Annotated in this window: 11 protein-coding genes; 7 read left to right on the plus strand and 4 right to left on the minus strand. The window is 69.8% G+C overall.

Going from position 1 to position 14620, the window contains the following annotated elements; translation table 11 throughout:
* Positions 1–181 precede the first annotated feature (181 nt).
* From JJJ14_RS12190 to JJJ14_RS12205, 4 genes are all read left to right on the plus strand, one after another.
* Complete coding sequence (locus JJJ14_RS12190) at positions 182–1231, plus strand: sensor histidine kinase (RefSeq protein ID WP_233431657.1); 1050 nt, start codon at positions 182–184, stop codon at positions 1229–1231.
* On the plus strand, positions 1228–1920 hold the full coding sequence (locus JJJ14_RS12195) for a response regulator transcription factor (protein ID WP_101559211.1): 693 nt from the start codon (positions 1228–1230) through the stop codon (positions 1918–1920). Before JJJ14_RS12190 ends, JJJ14_RS12195 begins: the two co-directional genes overlap by 4 nt.
* Before the next feature lie 432 nt (positions 1921–2352).
* A complete protein-coding gene (locus tag JJJ14_RS12200; RefSeq protein ID WP_101559212.1) occupies positions 2353–3033 on the plus strand; it encodes a hypothetical protein in 681 nt (226 codons plus the stop codon).
* A 104-nt stretch (positions 3034–3137) separates the two neighbouring features.
* The gene (locus JJJ14_RS12205; protein ID WP_201444282.1) at positions 3138–4412 is read left to right on the plus strand and encodes an SGNH/GDSL hydrolase family protein; all 1275 of its coding nucleotides are present in this window, start codon (positions 3138–3140) and stop codon (positions 4410–4412) included.
* A gap of 126 nt (positions 4413–4538) precedes the next feature.
* Here JJJ14_RS12205 and JJJ14_RS12210 read toward each other — a convergent pair whose 3' ends face one another.
* From JJJ14_RS12210 to JJJ14_RS12225, 4 genes are all read right to left on the minus strand, one after another.
* Complete coding sequence (locus JJJ14_RS12210) at positions 4539–6407, minus strand: alpha/beta hydrolase (protein WP_201444283.1); 1869 nt, start codon at positions 6405–6407, stop codon at positions 4539–4541.
* Between the two features lie 795 nt (positions 6408–7202).
* Positions 7203–8765 (minus strand): MFS transporter, encoded by a 1563-nt coding sequence (locus JJJ14_RS12215; protein WP_201444284.1) that lies wholly within the window; start codon positions 8763–8765, stop codon positions 7203–7205.
* Positions 8766–8989: 224 nt separating this feature from the next.
* Positions 8990–9856, minus strand: a complete 867-nt coding sequence (locus JJJ14_RS12220) for an inositol monophosphatase family protein (protein WP_201444285.1) — start codon at positions 9854–9856, stop codon at positions 8990–8992.
* Complete coding sequence (locus tag JJJ14_RS12225; RefSeq protein ID WP_201444286.1) at positions 9853–11319, minus strand: amino acid permease; 1467 nt, start codon at positions 11317–11319, stop codon at positions 9853–9855. The genes JJJ14_RS12220 and JJJ14_RS12225 overlap by 4 nt, the downstream gene beginning before the upstream one ends.
* 80 nt (positions 11320–11399) lie before the next feature.
* On the opposite strand from JJJ14_RS12225, the gene JJJ14_RS12230 reads away from it, so the two are divergent.
* From JJJ14_RS12230 to JJJ14_RS12240, 3 genes are read left to right on the plus strand one after another with little or no spacing between them, the layout of a single operon-like run.
* Positions 11400–13121 carry a DUF2079 domain-containing protein gene (locus JJJ14_RS12230; protein ID WP_101559217.1) on the plus strand — a complete coding sequence of 574 codons (1722 nt, stop codon included), beginning with the start codon at positions 11400–11402 and terminating at the stop codon, positions 13119–13121.
* Positions 13114–13911, plus strand: a complete 798-nt coding sequence (locus JJJ14_RS12665; protein ID WP_236592845.1) for a fluoride efflux transporter FluC — start codon at positions 13114–13116, stop codon at positions 13909–13911. Before JJJ14_RS12230 ends, JJJ14_RS12665 begins: the two co-directional genes overlap by 8 nt.
* On the plus strand, positions 13908–14405 hold the full coding sequence (locus tag JJJ14_RS12240) for a fluoride efflux transporter FluC (protein ID WP_201444287.1): 498 nt from the start codon (positions 13908–13910) through the stop codon (positions 14403–14405). Before JJJ14_RS12665 ends, JJJ14_RS12240 begins: the two co-directional genes overlap by 4 nt.
* Positions 14406–14620 lie beyond the last annotated feature (215 nt).

Below are 14620 nucleotides of genomic sequence, written 5' to 3' on the forward strand. Positions count from 1 at the left end.
CCTTGATTTCTTCGTTACCTCCACCAACAATAAATATGTGCTCCGAGGGAATAAGACTGATAGGAACATCAGACAAACGCGGCTTTCATGGCCGTCCTCGGAGGCCTGGCAGTACGCATCAGCCAAGCCCTGGCTGTACGTCGCGGTAGCGGCGGTCTTCGGGACGGCGAACCTCATCCTCATGCTGACTCTGCGGGGCTCGGTCGTTCCGGAGCGGATCGTCTTCCTGGTGCTGGCGCTCCTGACAACGATGGTGACGCCCCTGCGCCCCCGCCTCGGATCGATCGGCTACCTCATCGTGTGGATAGCACTCGCCTTCGCCCCTGTCGCTGAGACCGGGGACCTGGCCATCACCAACGCCGTCTCCGCCTTCCTCATGGGCCGCTTTCTCCCCCTGAGGCTCGCTGCCTCCCTCGCCCTCACCCCACCCGTCATCGTGCTGCTAGCCACCGGGGACGGCGCGTACTTCGCTTCCATGCTGTTTGACCTCGTTATTGCACTTCCAGCAGGACTCCTGGTCCGCGTCACCGTGAACTCCTGGCGCAGCGAGATCTCCGCGGTGTCCGGGCAGCTGGAGGCCATCCGCAACGAGGTGGCCCGGGAGATGCACGATCTCGTCGCCTACTCCATGTCCCAGACGGCCCTACGGGCCAAGCTGGCCGCCAGCAAGGAGCTCTCCCCCGACCGTGCTCGCGAGGAGTTCGCCGCCATCGAGGCCACCGCCGCTGACGCGCTCCACGAGCTCCGCCTCATTCTGCGCGCCCTGCGCCGCAACGACAGCGACGACGACAGCGCCGAGGGCGGACTGGGCACGGTGACCACGGATCTGGAGGGCGCCGTGCGGGCCATCGTCGACGACCTCTCCGCCTCCGGGTTCTCCGTCACCTTCCAGTGCACCGCCACGGCGCCCTGCAGCCGTCTCCAGGCCACCACCCTGTCCCGGGTCTGCCGTGAGATGGGGGCCAACGTCCTGCGCCATGGCGACCCGCGCCGCCCGGTGACCGCCTCCCTCATCCAGAGCGAGAGCAAGGTGCACCTGGTGATGACCAACGGGGTTTCCACGACCCACGACCTGCCCTCATCCGGCGCCGGAATCCTCGGCATGCGCGAACGCGTCACCGCTATCGGAGGCACTCTGGAGACCATGGAGGAGAATATGACCTGGATGGTCTCCGCCACCGTGCCCTCCGCGCCAACCACGAGCCCCGCCCCCTTGGAGGAACTGCCATGATCCGCATCGGTATCGCCGACGACGACCCCTTGGTACGCCGCACCCTGGCCCGGCTGCTCTCCACCGAGGAGGGCATCTCCGTGGCCTGGACGGCTCAGGACGGCCAGGAGGCCCTGGACCTGATCCACTCCACCGAGACGGAGCCGGTCCAGGCCGTCCTCCTCGACGTCCAGATGCCCCGGCTCGACGGCCTCACCCTGGCAAAGACCCTCCATGAGGAGAACCCCGAGCTGGCCATCATCATCCTGAGCACGCTCATCGCCGACTCGATCTCGAACGAGGCCTTCGCCGCCGGTGTCCGCGGCTTCGTGGCCAAGGAGGACGACGTCGACGCCCTGGCCGGCGCCATCAAGCAGGCGGTGGCGGGCAACATCGTCCTCACCCCTAAGTCCTCGGCAGTGCTCAGCGAGCGCCTTCAACCCACCTCGCCCGGCTCCGGGAGCACCACCCCGCCCTCCTTCAGCAGAAAAGAGGCCTCCCCCCTCCCCTTCGGCGTCACCCTGTCCGCCCGCGAGCTGGAGGTCCTGGCACTCATCAGCGAGGCCCTGACCAACAAGCAGATCGCCAACCGGCTGAACCTGAGCGAGGCCACCATCAAGTCGCACGTGTCCGCCATCATCGCCAAGCTCGGCGTCCCGGACCGGGTCGGAGCCGCCGTCTTCGCCATGCAGCACGGCCTGGTCAGCTGAGCGCCGCATCAGACCCCGACGAACCGGTGAGGCCGAGCATCCCCTCAGCCCTCCTCGAGACGAGGTCTCCACCCATCGACTGAGTCGAGGAGCCGATGAATCCCCCACTGGAGCAGGCGAGGCTAGAGCCATCATCAACCACTGCTTCCGAAAGGCCCCTCGTCTTGTTCACCTTCTCCTTCGCCTCCTTCGCCGCACTGCTTCCCTTCAAGATTGGGGGCGAGAAGAAACCCTACTGGTCTTAAAGACCTAGCGGCGGCCCTGACCCCAACGCGGGTGAGGGCCGCCCTCGCCGTCCCCCTCCTTCGGCCCACTGACCCGATCGGAGGATCCCCTCGCGATACGCATGCCGATGAAATAAGGGAAAGAGCCCCAGGCATTCGACCCGCACGAGCACCCCGGCAGCACCGCGACACCCCCAGGAGGTGACCGATGACCGACTCCCCCACCCCCTCCACGCCTCAACCGCTCCTGAGCGCCTCCTCATACTGCGCACTGATCGCCGCCGACACGGCTGAGGCGGCAACCCTCCGCCGGCTCATCGCCGACTCCCAGGGCACGACCCTCGCCATCGACACCTCCCCTCAGGACGCCGTCGAGCTGCGCACGGACCCCGCCTCCCCGCAGGCGCCCGCGGAGCAGGTCGCCCCCATCGAGACGGCGAGCCGCGACTGGCTACTCAGGACAGACGACTCCTCCCACGGCCTCGCAGACGGCGTCACCAGCATTCTGCTGCCGGCCGGCACGATCACCGAGCCGACGGACAAGGAGCGTGAACAGCTCATCGAGCAGGCAGCCGACCTCCTTCCCCCCGATGGTCAGCTGATCGTCTCCGCCCAGCACGTCGTCGGCAACGGATTACTGTCGGAGACCTGGCGGCTTCCCGACGGCTGCCTCATCACGGAGAACGCCGACCCGGCATCCGGACTGCGGACCGTCACCATGCGGCAGGCCGGGCACTGGTCCACCCTCACCCTTCACCTCGTGACTCCCGCCTGGCTCGCCGAGGCCATCAAACGTCACAGCATGCGCTTGACCTTTCAGTACTCCGAGCCGCACCCCATTCTCACCCGGCACCGGATAGTCATCGTCCGCTCCGTGAAAACCGCCTGACACACCCTCTCACCGGCATAGGCTTGCTCCCGCACGCATTCATCCGCAGTCAAGCGCTCGATTCTCAATCATTTCACACAACCGACAGACTCACCGGAGGCAGCATGCTCAACCACACCCCCTCTTCCCCCACCCCCCGGACAGCGCTGCATGAAACAGCCCGGGCCAGTCGGAGGCGTCGTCGCGGCCTCATCCGGCTGAGCACCCTGGCCTCTGTCGCAGCCCTGGCCTGGACCATCGGCGGCGGCTCACCCGCCCACTCCGCCCCCCAGGGGAACACCTACGTGGCCCTGGGCGACTCCTACGCCTCCGGAGTCGGGGCACCGCCCTACGCCAGTGGCACGGATGTCCAAGGCGGTAACGGGTGCAAACGGGCCGCGGGTGCCTACGCCCACCAAGTGGCCAGCCAGACCGGCAAGACACTCGACTTCGGCGCCTGCTCAGGAGCCCGGATCCCCGACTTCTACAACCCCAGGACCTCCTGGAACGAGCCCGCCCAGCTCAACCACCTGAACTCCTCCACGAGCCTGGTCACCTTCTCCATCGGTGGCAACGACGCCGGCTTCTCCACGATCCTCACCAAGTGCATCACCGCCGCCCCCTTCACCACCTGCTCCGGCAACAAGGAGGTCTCCGAGCAGGTTGACGGCGCCATCAGCGCCCTGGCCGGCAAGACCACGCGCGCAGGCATCACCAGCTATGACACGCTCGTGGCCGACATCGCCTCCCGCGCCCCGGGCGCCACCGTCGTCGCCGTCGGCTACCCGCGCATGTTCACCCCGCAGGGAGCCGGCCAGATCCTCCCAGTACCGGGGCGCTGCGAAGGCGTCACCAAGGTGGATCAGCGCTGGATCAACGCCAAGACCAACGAGATCAACGCCGCCGCCAAGGCCGCGGCCCAGCGCCACGGCTACCGGTTCGCCGACCCCTCCGGCTCCTTCGCCGGACACGAGCTGTGCGGCAAGCAGTCGTCCTGGTTCGACGGCCTCATCAACGACGGACGCTTCCACCCCAACGCCGCCGGCCACAAAGCCATCGCCGGCTCCATCATGGGCGTCCTGAAGGAGCAGCCGGCCGCCGCGCAGGAGCTGCCCGCCGCCGCGCAGGCGCAGGTGGACAACACGCGCCCCGCCGGTTCCTTCACCCTTGCCCGCGACGGCGACCAACTGGCCCTGGACGCCTCGGCCTCCACCGACTCCGACGGCACGATCGTGAACATCGACTGGTACATCCAGCGCGCTGACGGCTCCGAGGAGATCCTCACCGGGGCCCAGGCCACCGCCACCGTGCCCGCCGATGAGCAAGTCTCCGTCACCGCCGTCATCACTGACAACCAGGGCAAGGAGGACTTCACCACCCAGATCGCCCCCGCCGCCTGAGCCGCCGCGCGTTCCTCCCAGCAGGTCGCCCCTGCGCAGCCCCGGTCGTCGAACGCACACCCTCAGTGACGTCAGCGGGCGGGCCGAGTGCACCTCGGCCCGCCCGCTGACTCGTTGGCGACGCGCCTACTCGTTGCCGTGGCAGGTCAGGCCCTTCTTGGGCATGGTGCCGGAGATCAGGTAGGCGTCGACGGCGTCGTTGACGCAGGAGGCGTCGCCGCCGTAGGCGGTGTGCCCATTGCCCTCCCAGGTCAGCAGCTGGCCGGAGTCGAGCTGCTCGGCCAGGGACTTCGACCAGGCGTACGGGGTGGCCGGGTCCCCGGTGGTTCCCACCACGAGGATCGGCGCCGCCCCGCGGGCGTGGATCTGCGTGGGCTTGCGGGTCCCGTTGTGCCCCCACACGCTGCACACCAGGTCCATGCCGACCGCGGTGTTCCCGAAGATCGGGGCCTCGCGCTGGGCCTGCTCGTACTGCGCGGCCCAGGTCGTCTTGTCGCCCTCCACCGGGTAGTCCAGGCAGGTGACGGCCTGGAAGGCTCCGCCGCCGTCATCCTTCGAGGAGGTGTCCTGCTCCTCGGAGGCCACGAAGGCCGAGCCGTCGCGGTGGTTGATGGCCTGGTCAAGGGCTTTGTTCAAGGGCTCCCAGTTCTGCTCGGTGGTGTAGAGGTACTCGCTCAGGGCGGTGACGATGTCCGCGCCGGTCACGGTGCGGTTCGGGTCACCGGTCGCCAGGGGCGTGCTGTTGGCGGAGGTGATGAGGTCACGGATCTGCTGGACTCCGGCGTCGGTGCCCCCGCTCAGCGGGCAGCCGGTGGAGTTCTGGCAGTAGTCCACGTAGGTGCGCAGCGCCTGCTCGAAGCCCTTGGCCTGCCCCAGTCCCTGCTCGGCGAGGGACAGGGAGGGGTCGATGGCGCCGTCGAGCACCATGCGGCCCGTGTTGCCGGGGAAGGTCTCGGCGTAGACGGAGGCGAGGTAGGTGCCGTAGGAGAAGCCCAGGTAGTTCAGCTTCTCCTGGCCGGCCAGCGCCCGCAGGATGTCGAGGTCCCGGGCTGCGGAGACGGTGTCGACGTGGTCGAGCAGGGCGGCGGGCTCGGTGTTGGCGGCGCACTGCTCGGTCAGCTCCTGGAAGGACTGCCGGGTCGACTCCGCCCACTCCTCGTAGGACTCACCGCCCGAGGCGGTCCCGGCGGAGGCCCCAGTGGAGGGCTCAGTACCTGCCGACGGCGTGCCCGAGGCCGACGGCGAGGCCGTGGCCCCAGCCGAGGCGGAGGGCTCAGCGGTGCCGGAGGATGAGTCGTCGTCGCTGGAGCAGGTGATGGCCGTGGAGGAGCCGACCCCACGCGGGTCGAAGCCGATGATGTCGTAGGCCTCGAGCAGATCGGGACTGAAGGCGTTGCTCGCCCGCTCGGCGAAGGAGACCCCGGAGTCGCCGGGACCACCGGGGTTGATGAACAGGGCGCCCTGGGCGTGGCCACCGGTGGCGGCGCGCTTCTTCACGGCGATCGAGATGGTCTCGCCCTTGGGGTTGGCGTAGTCCAGGGGGACGGTGATGACGGCGCAGCTGAAGGTGGCCGTGTCGGTCTCCTCCTCGGAGGAGCCGGCCGTCCCGGTCGCGCCGTCGGCGCTCGGGGTGGCGGTGGCCTGCGCCGAGGCCTTGGCGGCCGTCGTGGAGGCACTCGCCTGGGCGGTCTTCTCGGAGGCCTTCTCCACGCCGTCGGTGGCGGCGCAGGGGTACCAGTTGACGGCCTGGCGGTAGAAGGACTCCAGGCCGGAGGGAATCGGGCCCGGGACGGTGGCCGAGCCGCCCGCTGCGGCGGACAGTCCCGCCCCGCAGGCGCTCAGGCATCCGCCGACGAGGACCGCCAGGGCACTGATGCCCGTGCGACGACGGCGCGGTGCGCCGCCTGTCATCGAGGACTGCGCGGACGTCTGCGCCGCGCTGGCGCGCCCTGAATCGACCGGACGCCGCCTTAGTGTTCTTGTCATGCGCGGCATTTTACGAAGGCCACCTGTGTCCCCCATATGCCCGGCGTGTTCGTAGGGTAAGTCACGCGGCCGTACCCTGAACCCTCTGTGTTGTCTCATGACTTCTGAGAGTTTCGGATGTCATGACATCTCAAGACACCGGTGGGGTGCGTCTGCCAGATGGGAGAGAGATGGGAGAGCTGCTGTTTCGGTCTGTCGGAGGGGCTGTCCCGGTCTCTGTGGTGGTTGCCGTCGTCTGGATGCAGTGCACGAGGGTGGGGTGCTACTGGAGGAGGGTGGGGGGCACTTTGGGTAGGTGGGGCCTTCGTGCAGTATGCACAACCCTTGGCCAGTAGATCCCGACCCTCGTGGAGCAGGCTTACTCAACGAGGCGCCGGCGTCGAGTCATAGCCTTCAGGTCCCTGCGCAGGCGGTGGTCAGGGGACGGTGGGGCGGATCTGTGACGGAGGCGCCGGGCCGTGCCGTACGAACCACGGGCTCTCGCTCCTGCGCGGCCCGGTGTCCACAGTGCTGACATTGACGAGCCTGGCGTTGAAGCGCCCAGCGGGGATCGTTGGAATCCTGCGGTTCTTCTTCGGTGTGCGGTGCCAGTGCGCCTGTGATGTCAGCACCATGGACACCCACGCCCCATCATGCCTCGCCCCTCAGCCACCCTCGCCTCCTGGACCACCGGCCCGCCCCGGGTTCCTGCCCGAGCGAGTGTCTCAGAAGTCATGACACTCACATGTCTCAGAAGTGAGGAGACAGCACAGCACCCTGAACCCTCGATCTCGCGACATGACCCACGGCCGCGCGGGAGCACGATCACGAGACGAACAGGTGTGAGACCTCGCTCTTTGCGCGCCGTCCGGGGACGGTCAGGGCCAGGTGGATCGCGACGGCGAGCATCACCGCGGCCCCCACCCCCAGGCTGACGCCGAGCCCCGCATCCGTGGCGGAGCGGACCAGCGGTTCCAGGTGGGAGCGCATGTCAGCCGTCATGGCGGTGGGCCATCCGTCCAGGGCCCGCAGCCCCTTGCCGGAGGCCACCAGGGAGATGAGACGCTCCCGATCCGCAGTCCGCCCCAGGACACCGATCTGCGGGGCCATCGTCATCACGCTCCGGATGACGCGCTCATAGCTCACACCCATGACCGCGACCCCCATGACGATGCCGAGCTGCCGAGCGGAGGCGGAGAACCCTGAGGTCATCCCGGCGGTGTCCTCATCGGCCGAGGAGATCGCCAGCTGGTTGACGATCGTCCCGGTGGCCCCGGTGGCGGCCCCCGCCAGGACGAGCCCGGGAATGAGGACCAGCCAGGTACTCGATCCGCGCAGGAGCATGAGCAGGCAGGAGCCGAGGACGCCGCCCAGCACGATTCCCAGCAAGCTCGCCCTGGCTCCGTGGCGTCTGACCGCTCCCCCGCAGGTGGCGGCCACGATGAGGGCGGAGGCGCTGAAGGGCAGGAAGCACAGTCCGGTCTGGGCGGGAGTGAGCCGGTAGATGTTCTGCGCGTACAGGGACAGGAAGGCCATTGGCCCGATGAGGGCCGCCTGGATGATGAAGCCGACCAGGACGCTGCCGGCATAGGTGGGTTCGGTGAGGATCGAGACGTCGACCATGGGGCTGGCCGATCGTCTCTCGACGAGGCAGAACGCGGCGAGCAGCACCGCCGAGCCGGCCAGCAGGGAGACGATCACGGGCGAGGCCCATCCCCACGTGTTGCCCTGGAGGAGCGCCAGTGTGAGCGCCCCCGTCATGGCGACGCACAGCACCGTGCCCGGCCAGTCGACCTTCCTGGATGCCGCCTTGCCCGCAGCGCCGCCCCGGTCCGCGCCGACCTCGGGAACCCAGCGCGATCCGAGCCAGACCGCCAGGCCCACCGGGACGTTGACCCAGAAGATCGAGCGCCAGCCCGCCATCAGCACGAGCCCTCCGCCAAGGAGCGGTCCCAGGGCGATCGCCGCACCGGAGACCGCGCCGTAGACACCGATCGCGCGCGCCCGGGCGGGGCCCGCCTGGTAGCGGTCCGAGATCATGGGGACGCCGACGCCCAGGAAGATCGCGCCACCGACCCCCTGAATGAAGCGGCTCCAGTCCAGGACACCGACCGACGGCGCCAGCGCGCAGACCAGGGAGCCGGCCGTGAACAGGACAACGCCCCAGCGGAAGAGGCGCAGCCGCCCCACCGACCCGCTCAGCGTCGCCGCCGACATGAGGAGTGTCCCCAGCGGCAGGGTGTAGGCGTTGACGACCCACTGGAGCTCGCTCAGCGACGCCCCCAGTGCGGCCCCCATGTCAGGCAGCGCGACGGAGACGACCGTGACGTCCAGGACGTTCATGAAGCTGGCGGTGCAGATCAGCAGCAAGACGAGTGTCTGCCTCACATGGCGCACCTTTCGCGAGGGTTCTCGGGTGGCGGCACGCGCCCCCAGACCTAAACGACCGCCACACAGATTAACACCGGGGCGACCACCTGTGCGCAGCGCTCACCCGGCTGCACGACCGCGCGGTCGTAGGGTAGGTCGCGCGGTCGCACCCCTTACCCCTCGATCCCGAGGCATAAGGCACGACCGCGCGAAGGCAGGCACCCTGCCCGCCGCAGCGAGCCTCAGGCCCCGACGGCGCGCAGGTGCCCCAGCACCTCGGCGTGGGCGGTCGGGGTGCCCACGAGGAGCGAGCCGGCGCGGCGCACGTCGAAGGGCGCCCCGTCCATCCGGGTCAGGACCGCGCCGGTCTCGGTGCACAGCAGCGCACCGGCCGCGACGTCCCAGGGCTGGAGCCGCGGCTGGGCATAGACAACCGCGCCGCCCGCGGCCACCTCCGCCATCTCCAGGGCAGCCGCCCCGTAGCAGCGCATGCCGCGCGAGGCCTCGATGGCCTGGCCGATGCCCGCATCCTGCGTGAGCTGGTAGTGGGCGATGAGCATGCCCTCACTCAAGGGCAGGTCCTCCAGCCGCTCCAGGGCCCGCGGCGCCGCGTCGTCGGTGCCCGCCGACCCCGCCAGAAGCGGCTGCACCCATGCGCCCCGCCCGCGGATGGCCGTGTAGAGCCGGCCCGCCACGGGGTCGGCGAGGACGGCGAGCGTGGGCACGCCGTCGTCGACCAGGGCCAGGGAGATGGCCCAGTCGCGGTGGGTGGCCACGTAGTTGAGGGTCCCGTCGATGGGGTCGAGCACCCAGGCCCGCCCGCGGTAGGTCTCGAAGTCCTCGACACGGTGCGCCTCCTCACCGTGGATGGGGACGCCCGTGGCCTCCAGGTGGCCGGCGATGCGCTCCTCGACGCCGCGATCGACCTGGGTGACCAGGTCGTTGCGGTGGGCCTTGGCCTCGATGCGCAGCTCCTCACCCGGGTCCAGGGCGAAGGCGGCCGCCTGGCGGACCGCGGCCACCCCGCGGGCGAGCAGCTCCTCCAGGCAGGCCGACGACGTCGGCCCGTCCGACGGCTCCGGTGTCACTGACCCACCACCGGCACTCACGACTGGAGCTCCTGCTGCCTGGCGAGCCGGCTGCTGTGGACGAGCCAGGCCACGCCCAGCACCACCAGCCACAGGGGCGAGGCGAAGACCGCGATGCGAGTGTCGTGGGCCTGAGTGAGGGTCCAGATGACGAAGGCGAAGAAGGCCAGGCACAGCCAGGCCGCCCCACGCTCACCGGGCAGGCGGAAGGTGCTGGCGCGGTGAAGCTCGGGCCGCAGGGTGAGGAACCGCAGGTAGCTCACGACAATGACACACCACACGAGGATGAACAGGACGCTGGCCACCGTGGTCACTGTTGTGAAGGCCGCGATGATGGACTTGGAGGTGTAGAGCAGCGGGATCGAGGTGAGCAGGCTGGCGCAGGTGACGGCCAGGGACACTCCCGGCACCGAACGGGCCGTCAGCTTGCGGAAGACGTGGGGGGCGTTGTCCGCCCAGGACAGGCCGAAGAGCATCCGGGAGGTGGAGTAGACCCCGGAGTTGGCCGACGACGCCGCGGCCGTGAGCACCACGAAGTTGACGACGCTGGCGGCCACGCCGAGCCCCGCCAGGGCGAACATGGCCACGAAGGGGCTTGCCTCGGGGTTGATCTCCTGCCACGGGGTGACGGCCATGATGGCCGCGAGCGCCCCCAGGTAGAACAGGACGATGCGCACCGGGATGGCGTTGATGGCCCGGGGCAGGGTGACCTCCGGGTCCTTGGCCTCGGCGGCCGCGGTCCCCACGAGCTCGGTGCCCACGAAGGCGAAGATGGCGATCTGGAAGGCCCCGAAGAACCCGCTCGCACCGTTGGGGAAGAATCCGCCGCTCCAGATGTTGGAGAACTGGGCGTGGGCGCCGTTGGGCGCCGTGAACCCGCGCAGCACCATGAGGACACCGACGACGACGAGCGCCATGATGGCCACGATCTTGATGATGGAGAACCAGAACTCGATCTCCCCGAAGGCCTTGACGGTGGCGAGGTTGAGGCTGAACAGCAGGATCACGGTCACCACTGGCGTGATCCACAGAGGCAGGTGCGGCCACCAGAACCTCACGTAGCCGGTAATGACGATGACCTCGGCCACGGCCGTCACCAGCCAGCACACGTAGTAGGTCCAGCCCACGAAGAAGCCCGCCCACGGGCCGATGAGGTCGTGGGCGACGTCGGCGAAGGACTTGTAGGACAGGTTGGACAGCAGCACCTCGCCCAGGGCCCGCATGACCAGGAAGAGGATGGCGCCGATGATCGCGTAGACGAGGAACACACCGGGGCCGGCCAGGGAGATCGTCTTCCCCGACCCCATGAACAGCCCGGTTCCGATGGCCCCGCCGATGGCGATGAGCTGGACGTGGCGGTTGGTGAGGTGGCGCTGGAGCTGGGGCTCGGCGTCGTGGTCCACCATCTGGTCGAGGTCAGGCCGCTGAGGCGGCGAGGACTCGGCCGCCGAGGTGGAATCGGCGGGCGGCGGCGTGAGGGGCATCTCGTCTCCTGATCGTGGGTGACACCACGAGCCTAGCGCTACCAGGTTCATCCCCGATTCACACGGGTAGGCTCGGCGCCGTGAACCTCAAGGAGCAGATCCGCCACTCGATTCCGGCTGCGATCGTCGTCGTCATCGGCGCCTGGGTGATGATCTACTACTCGATCGTCCAGTGGGAGACGATGAAGCCGGTGCCCAGCTGGGACCTGGCGATCTTCTCCGAGCTGGCTAAGGCCTACGCCCACTTCCAGACCCCGATCGTGCCGGTCAAGGGTGACGGATACAACCTCCTGGGTGACCACTTCCACCCGATCCTCATTCTGCTGGGGCCGATCTGGAGGCTCTTCCCCACGCCCCTGAGCCTGCTCATCACTCAGGACCTGCTGCTGGCGTTCTCGGCCTGGCCGCTGACCCGCCTGGCCAGCCGCCTGACGAATCAGTGGGTGGCCGGTGGGCTGGGGCTCGTCTACGTCCTGTCGTGGGGGATGCAGGGGGCCGTGGCAGCACAGTTCCATGAGATCGCCTTCGCGATGCCGCTGCTGGCCTACGCCTCGGTGGCCTTCGTGGAGCGGCGCTGGGGGGCGGTGACGGCCTGGTCGGTGCCCCTGGTCCTGGTCAAGGAGGACATGGGGCTGACGGTGCTCATGATCGGAGTGGCCGTCATTCTCACCTCAGCGGTCCCAGCCTGGTATCGCACGTGCACGGTCATCCGGCCCGGTGGCCGCGGGGCCGACGGCCTCGATGCCGCTGGGGATGCTGCTGGGAACGCCGCTGGAAGCGCTCCCCAGGACGACGCCGCCCGCAACCGGCGTCGGGGGCTGCGCCTGGGCGTGGGCATGATCGTCGGCGGGATCGCGGCCTTCCTCTTCGCGATCCAGGTGTTCCTGCCGGCCTTCAACATCAACGGGGTGTGGGACTACGGCCTGAGCTCACAGGACCAGCCCACCTCACCCGACGCCCTGACCCAGAAGGCCACGGTGGTCGTCATGCTGATCCTCACCAGCGGAATCGTCGGGGTCACCTCGCCGTGGCTGCTCGTGGTGCTGCCGACGCTGGCGTGGCGGTTCCTGGGGTCGGTGGAGTTCTACTGGGTGTGGGACAACTGGCACTACAACGCCACCCTCATGCCCATCGCGCTGGGGGCGCTGCTCGACGTCGTCGCCCGGCGCCGGGCGCACGGCTCCTACGTGGCCGACCACCCCGTCAGGCAGGTGGGGGTCGATGGCCGAGCGGTCATGGGGCGCTCCGCCCAGGCCGCCCTGGCTGCCGGGGAGGCAGGGGAGGCAGGCACCGCCGGCGAGTCCGACGTCGACGGCCCGCGCCGGCGCCCAACCGCCTTCCCCACCTGGCTCACGGTGCCGATGCGGCACCGCTTCGTGGTGGCCACGAGCATCCTCACCGCGGTGGCCACCGGGGTGCTGACCGCCCCCTACCTCCCACTGTGGCAGGCCACCAACAAGAACTTCGACCCGCTCGCCGCCGAGGCCAAGCAGAGCGACGAGGCGAAGAGAACCGAGACGCATCGGGTGGCCGTCGCCCACGAGGTCATCGCCACGATCCCCGAGGGGGCCACGGTGGTCACCGACCTGTCGCTGCTGGCCTACCTGGTGCCCCGGGCCGAGGTCTCCTGGGCGGGCACGAGCGGCCCCGACAAGGAGTACATCGTCATGACCCCGACCAGCGCCAACCAGTGGGGCAGTAGTGATGCCGCCGCCTGGGGCAAGAAGCACTCCAAGCAGGGGGCCACCTACACCCTCATCTACAACAAGGACAACTACCAGATCGCCAAGCGCAATGGCTGAGGCCGACCCCGGCGCCGGCGCCGGAACCCGCGGCGCCTCCGAGACCGGGGGCGATTCCGCGCCGGGGACTGAGCCGGCCCCGACCATGGCTGCGTCCCCCTCGGCAGCAGGCTCCCCGCCGGCAGCCGGGCGGGCCTCATCCGTGGCTGCGTCCCTCGCCCCGTCCAAGGCCACCTCCCCCTCAGCAGCCGGCTCCCCATCGGCAGCCGGGCGAACCCCGTCCGTGACCACCTCTCTCGCCCCGTCCAAGGCCACCTCCCCCTCAGCAGCCGGCTCCCCATCGGCAGCCGGGCGAACCCCGTCCGTGGCCGCCTCCCTGGCCCTGGTCGCCGCGGGCGGATGCGCGGGTACGCTGGTGCGCGCGGCCCTGGAGCGGGCCTGGCCCGCCTCCCCCGGGCACCTGCCGGTCACGACCCTGGCCCTCAACGTCGTCGGGGCCCTCGCCCTGGGGCTGCTGCTCGGGGCGCTCGGCGAAGGCCGCCCGCGCCTGCGACTGGCCCTGGGCACAGGGGTGCTGGGCGGGCTGACGACGCACTCGACCTTCATCCTGGAGAGCCACCAGCTCCTGACCTCCGGTGGGGACGGCGGCCGCCCGGTCCTCGGCGCCGCCTACCTGGTGGGGTCGATGGTGGCCGGGCTGGTGGCGGCCGGGCTCGGGCTGTGGCTGGCCGGCCGTCTGCGCCGCCCGGGTCGCACGGGTCGCACGGGTCGCACGGGTCGCACGGGCAGTGTGGGCCGAGCAGGCCGAGTGGACCGAGCGGGCAGCGGCCGCCTCCCGGAGGCGTCATGAGCGGGGCCGCCGCCGGGCTGGGAACCTGGCTCACCGACTGGCTCCCCCTGGCGATGGCCGGCGGGGTAGGGGCGGCCTGCCGCTGGGGCGTGGACACCTCCGTCAGCCGCCTCAGCAGCCGAGCCGCCCGGGAGGCCGCGGCGGGAGGCCGGCAGCGGCGTCGTTCCGGGCTGCGGGCGCCCTGGATGTCGCGGATGCTGCGAATGCCGTGGGGCACGGTCGTCGTCAACGTGACCGCCTGCCTCCTCATGGGCCTGCTCGTGGGCCGGGCGGCAGACCCGCCGCACTCCGGAACCTGGGCCGCCACCGCACTGACCGTCGTGGGGACCGGCTTCCTGGGCGGGTACTCGACCTTCTCCACGGCCTGCGTCGAGGGAGCGCGCCTGCTGCTGGCCGGGCGGTGGGGGCCAGCCCTGGCGCACGCGACCCTCATGACGGCGGCGACGCTGGGCGCCGTCGGACTCGGGCTGGCTGCCGGCGCAGCCCTGCGTTAGAGCGCCGCCCGGCCGGGACCCCGCCTCACTTCGACAAAAACTTCACAAACGACGCGGCTCCGGGTCGAATATGAAGATTCGGTCGAAGTGTGTGGGTCGGGGATGGGCGACGGCGCCTCCAGGGCCGATGAATTTCGGTGACCTTCGTGAGCGTGCCGTAAGCGGCTCGTGAGCGCCCCGTGAGGTTGGCGGGTCTGCCGAGATCGGCCTGAGAC

This window comes from Actinomyces sp. HMT 175 (assembly GCF_016694895.1).
In the GTDB taxonomy this organism is placed as follows: domain Bacteria; phylum Actinomycetota; class Actinomycetes; order Actinomycetales; family Actinomycetaceae; genus Actinomyces; species Actinomyces oris.